Here is a 4,991-nt window from a genome sequence, read left to right on the forward strand (position 1 = left end):
AAACCGTCTGTTTTTACTCCATTCCGCCACCGGAAGCTCCGCCGCTTTCGCCCGACTTCACATCGTCGTTCGAGATGGTGCGTGCAGCTTTCTTTACGGTAGCTTTCAGTTCGCCAATGCGGTAGCTGATGCTGACACCGAAGCGCATTTGCGGATATTTGTTCCACGTGTCGTAGACGAAGCCTTGTCCCTCGATGTGCGACTCGTTACGGTTGTACTTCTTCAGGAAGTTGCTGGCAAAAGCCGAAAGCGACAACCGCCGTTCCATGAACGACTTGTTCAGACTCAGGCTATAGCCGAAGTAACTGCTGCCTTTTCCCTGCAACATAATCCACGGAGTCTGGCCAAAGACGTTCAGACTCAATCGCCAGTCGTACTTGAAGGTCTGCTGTGCTCCGCCGTAGCCGAAGAAGCTCCAGCCACTGTTCTGCAGTCCCTGTGCGCCTTTCACGTCGACGTAGTTGCCATACAGGTTGGTGTAGATACGCGTATTCTTCGTGGCGTTCCAGTTGATATAGCCGCTCAGACTGAAGTTACGGTTCTTGCCGATGTTCCGGTAGGTGGTGTAGAGCACGTCTTTGCCCGTCTTCTTGCTTTCGTCCAGCCCGGGAATATCGTCCTCGGACACCAGGCTGGTGACGGAGTTGATACTGTTGTTCGTAAACGAATAGCGGGCAGTCAGATTGATGTTGAACTTCTGTGTGAAGTTGCTGTAGCTGAGGTCGAAGGCATGGCTATGCTCGCTCTCCAGCTCGGGATTACCCCGACGGAGGTTGGAGGGGTTCATATCGTCGAGGTAAGGATTCAGATAACTGATGCTCGGACGATAGATGCGCATGTTGTAGCCCAAGCGCAGGTTCGACAGGTCGCTCAACTTCCAGCCCAGCGAAGCAGAAGGCACTACGTCGTCGTAGTTCTTGCGGAAGTCGTCGCCACGGCCCAGCAGGTATTCCACGTCTTCGATGGTATGTTCGTAGCGCACGCCCAGACGGCCCGAAAGCTTTTCCCACTTCAGTCCGTAGCCCAGGTAGGCAGCCAGAATGTCGTTGCGGTGACGGTAGTGCATGCTGTACTCCTCGTCGAACTGGTAATCCGAGTTGGTTTCGGCAGCCGTGCGCAGGTAGCGGTCGTTGTCCGAGGCGTTGTTGCGCAGGATGTACTTCACGCCCGTCTCTATGGTGTGCAGCTTGCCGATGGGCGTAGTGTAGTCGGCCTGGAAGGTATGTTCGGTGGTGTTCTGACTGCCGTCGGTGTGCTGGTCCTGCAAGCGTCGCAGGTAGTCGGCCCAGTCGGTTTCGCCGAAGGCAATGCCGTATTCGGAGTAAGCGTCCGAGGTTTGCGGGCGGGTATTGATTTTGTACGAGAACGTCAGCATGCGGCCTGCCACCGTACGCGACAACTTCTGATAGTCGATACCTCCGTCGATGGAGTACCACGACGACTCGCTCCGGCTGCCGATGCCATACTGGTAGAGCAGGTGGTTGTCCAGCGGCGAGAATCCGCGATAGGCACTACCACCGTTGCTGTTGCTGCCGCCGCCCCACAGGCCGAAAGAGGCCGAAATCAGGTTCAGCGAGTCGATCTCGTAACTGGCTTCCATGCTGCCCGACTGGAACGAATAGTTGCTTTCGCTGCTTCCGTCGTAATCCAGGTTGGCCACGTCGGCAGAAACCTCGGTGGCACGCTGCGAACCGCCCGAATAGCTGCGGGGCGAGTCGTTATAGTTGTAGTTGTAGCGTGCGCTTACGGTCAGTTTTCCTTTCTGCACGGTGCCGAACAGTCCGCCTCCGGCGCCGCGGTTGCTGACGTTGCCGCTTACGGTCACCGTGTAGCCTTCGAATCCGCTGCCCTCGGTCACGATGTTCAGGATGCCACCCACACCCTCGGCATCGTATTTAGGGCCGGGGTTGGTGATGACCTCAATGTGCTTGATGGTGTTGGCGGGCATGCTCTTCAGCACTTCGGTGGGGTTGTTGCTCATCATGTTGTTGGGCTTGCCGTTCACGTAGACCTTGAAGGAGCTGCTTCCGTTCACTTTGATGTTGTCTTCTCCGTCCACGGTCACCAGGGGTACCTTACGAAGCATTTCGAGCAGCGAGTTGGTCTCCGAGTCGGGGTCGTCCTTCACGTTGTATTCTATTTTGTCAATGTCAGCCTTCACCAGCGGCTTCTGTGCCACTACTTCCACCTGGCCCAGTTCGTTCGAGGCATCGGTGACGTAGAGGGTTCCGAAGTCTACCAGCTTCTCGCCGGCCTTGACGGTAAAGTTTTTCACAATGGGGTTGCGTCCCACCGAAGTGATGGTCAGCACAAAGTTTCCTGTGCCGGGCACCTTCTCGCGGAATTCACCTTTCATGTCCGACACCAGCATTTTCACCGCCTGCTGCGGTTTCTCTTTCTTAGCCACTCGGATGGTGGCATACGGCTCGCCTTCGTGGGTGAGCGAATCGAGCAGCACTCCCTTGATCTGGAAAGTAGCCGCCGTGCCCTGTGCCACTGCTACGGCCGATACTCCGACGAGCATCCACAGCAGTACACAGCACTTCATCATGCGTTTAGCGCTTTTCATACTCTTTTTAAATAACCTACTGTCTGTTTGTTGATGTATTGTTCTGGCCGTATGCCTCTCCTCTTACATACGACTGGGCAAAAATAGAACGTTTTCCGATAGTTACGAGAGTTTCGGAGTTAAAAAAGGCAAAACTACACGAATTCGCAAGCCAACCGGTAGAGTTGCTTCTGCACCGATTTTACAGAATGATGCACATTGGGATAGTTTAAGCTACTTTATAAGATAGAAAAGCAGGAGCAGGCATACGTTAACGGCAATCACGCAACCGAAGCCTTTCAGTATCCAGCCACGCAGCGCACTGCCCCGCCCCGCAAAGAAAAGGGCGTAGCACATGTTGACAGCAATGTTGCTGACAATGGCCTGCATGCTGCACGCCGTAATGACAAGCGTGGCCACACCGCCCGTACCTTGCAGCAGGTTCAGGATGAACGGGGTAATATCGCTGAAACCGGAAACGAAAGACAGCAACGTCAGACCGCCCGTACCGGCATAGAGCAGCGTATAGTGCGTCAGCACGGTAAACACCACAAACAGCCCCGCAAAAATCAGAGCCACCTTGAACTCAAGTGGGTTTCGGCTGTCTTCTTCCTCCTCGCTCTGCCCAGCTTCGTTCGTACGCTTGCGGCGCAGGTGCAGATACCATGCCGTCCCGGCCGACACGACCGACATGCCCAGCAGGTAGGGATAAATGGTCAGCAGCGTTTCGCGGCTGAAGATGCCTATCAGGATGAGGAAACGCAGAAACATCATGCTCACCGCCAGCAGCATGGCAGCCACATACTCGGGTGCCTCCTGTGCCGAAGCTCCCCGACTCTTGCGGGCCAGCACCGAAATGGTGGCCGTACTGCTGTACAGTCCGCCGATGATGCCCGACACCAGGATGCCCGACTCGCGGAACACATAGCGCCGCAACAGGTACGAAAGGTAGGAAATGCCCGACACCACCACCGTAGCCAGCCAGATGCTGTAAGGCGTCAGTTTGATGCCCGGAATCAGAGGTTCATCGGGCAGCATCGGCAGTATGATGCCACTGATGGCGAGGAACTTGGCCAGCGTAATCATTTCGTCGTTCTTCATGCGCTGTGCCAGCTCGGTAAAGGTATGTTTCAGTTCGGTGAACAGCAACACGGTGACCACCACCATGATGTAGAACCACGAAGGCTGCGTAGCCACGATGGGGGCAATGCAATAGGTGATAAGAGCGATGACGATGGTCGTCACCCCGAATACGCGGTACTGCGTCTGCTTGACGTAATAGTTCAGTGCCAGCAGCACACCCAGCACAGCCCCGCCACCCATAAACAGACGATAGTCCACGGGGTCGAGGATATAAAGCAGATAACCCAGAATGCCGATGAAAGTAAACGTGCGGTCGGTTCCGAAGAGCGTAGTCTCGCCTTCGTGCTTCAGGCTGATGCGCCGTTGCGAAAGCCCGATGAGCAGGGAGAAGAGGGTCACCAGTACGAAGGTGACCAGTTCGCGGGGCAGGTATTGATAAAGTTTCTCCATAATACTCCGTTATAAAATTGGCTGGCACCTCCCGCGCCCGCACGTCGTCACCAGCGGCAGAAAGGATGCCTCATCAGCTGCGCATTGTAGTAACGGGCGTCTCCCGTCACTTCCTGCCCGATGAAATCGGGCTTTTCGAAGGGTTCGTCGGGCGAGGACAGTTCGACCTCGGCAATGACCAGCCCTTCGTTTTCGCCATAGAATTCGTCCACTTCGAACACGTGCCGGCCGCTCCGCACCAGGTAGCGCGTCTTGTCGATGGCACCCGGTTCGCAGATTTTCATCAGGTCGCGGGCTTCGTCCAGCGGTATCTCCTTCTCCCACTCGTAACGGCTGATGCCCGAGGCATCGGCGGGTCCCTTTATGGTGAGGTAGCCTTTGTCGTCGCGAATGCGGATGCGCACGGTCCGCCCGCGTGCACTACAGATGTATCCCTGCACGATGCGGCTGCTGGCGTAGGCCTTCGACTTGTACTCGCCGTCGACGAGGAATTTCCGTTCGATCTCTTGTGGCATAATTCTATCTTCTTATCAGCCCCAGAAGGAGTAGAGCACAAACATGGCAATAACCAGGACTACGGCTACGACGCCGATACCTATCAGAACTTTCTTGCCTTGCTCTTCTTCCTTGCGGGTATGTCCCATATTTTTCTTATTCTTTCCCATGGTCTTTCTATAGTTTTAAGTTCAACGATGAACAAAGTAAGAGGAAAAAAGGGAGGAATGCAAGAAAAAAGAAAGAAAATTTGTGTTTTTCGCGTCCGGCAGGCAATCGATCGCCATCCGGAAGGCCGGAAACAGGAAATCGGGCCAGAAACAGGGGCTTTACAGGACACTTGTACGGCTCGTGTGGAATGCAAGTGTGGCTCGTGAGCCGGGCAAGTGTCGCTCGCGAGCCGGGCAAGTGGCCC

Annotated in this window: 4 protein-coding genes; all 4 read right to left on the minus strand. The window is 55.2% G+C overall.

Annotated features, from left to right (window positions below):
- Positions 1-13: 13 nt before the first annotated feature.
- Entirely contained in the window at positions 14-2,569 is a 2,556-nt protein-coding gene (locus tag QVP67_RS12325) for a TonB-dependent receptor domain-containing protein (protein WP_022163867.1), read from the minus strand.
- 213 nt (positions 2,570-2,782) lie between these two features.
- On the minus strand, positions 2,783-4,081 hold the full coding sequence (locus QVP67_RS12330) for an MgtC/SapB family protein (protein WP_022163868.1): 1,299 nt from the start codon (positions 4,079-4,081) through the stop codon (positions 2,783-2,785).
- A gap of 47 nt (positions 4,082-4,128) precedes the next feature.
- Positions 4,129-4,596 (minus strand): CYTH domain-containing protein, encoded by a 468-nt coding sequence (locus QVP67_RS12335; protein WP_022163869.1) that lies wholly within the window; start codon positions 4,594-4,596, stop codon positions 4,129-4,131.
- A 15-nt stretch (positions 4,597-4,611) separates the two neighbouring features.
- Entirely contained in the window at positions 4,612-4,746 is a 135-nt protein-coding gene (locus QVP67_RS12340) for a hypothetical protein (protein ID WP_022163870.1), read from the minus strand.
- Positions 4,747-4,991: the final 245 nt, after the last annotated feature.

The sequence above is a fragment of the Bacteroides sp. CAG:633 genome (assembly GCF_000435115.1).
Classification (GTDB): domain Bacteria; phylum Bacteroidota; class Bacteroidia; order Bacteroidales; family Bacteroidaceae; genus Bacteroides; species Bacteroides ndongoniae.

Excerpts from the sequence above, each read along its gene's own strand:
- QVP67_RS12335 (WP_022163869.1), bottom strand. The coding sequence starts at position 4,596 with ATGCCACAAGAGATCGAACGGAAATTCCTCGTCGACGGCGAGTACAAG.
- QVP67_RS12330 (WP_022163868.1), bottom strand. The coding sequence starts at position 4,081 with ATGGAGAAACTTTATCAATACCTGCCCCGCGAACTGGTCACCTTCGTA.
- QVP67_RS12325 (WP_022163867.1), bottom strand. The coding sequence starts at position 2,569 with ATGAAAAGCGCTAAACGCATGATGAAGTGCTGTGTACTGCTGTGGATG.
- QVP67_RS12340 (WP_022163870.1), bottom strand. The coding sequence starts at position 4,746 with ATGGGAAAGAATAAGAAAAATATGGGACATACCCGCAAGGAAGAAGAG.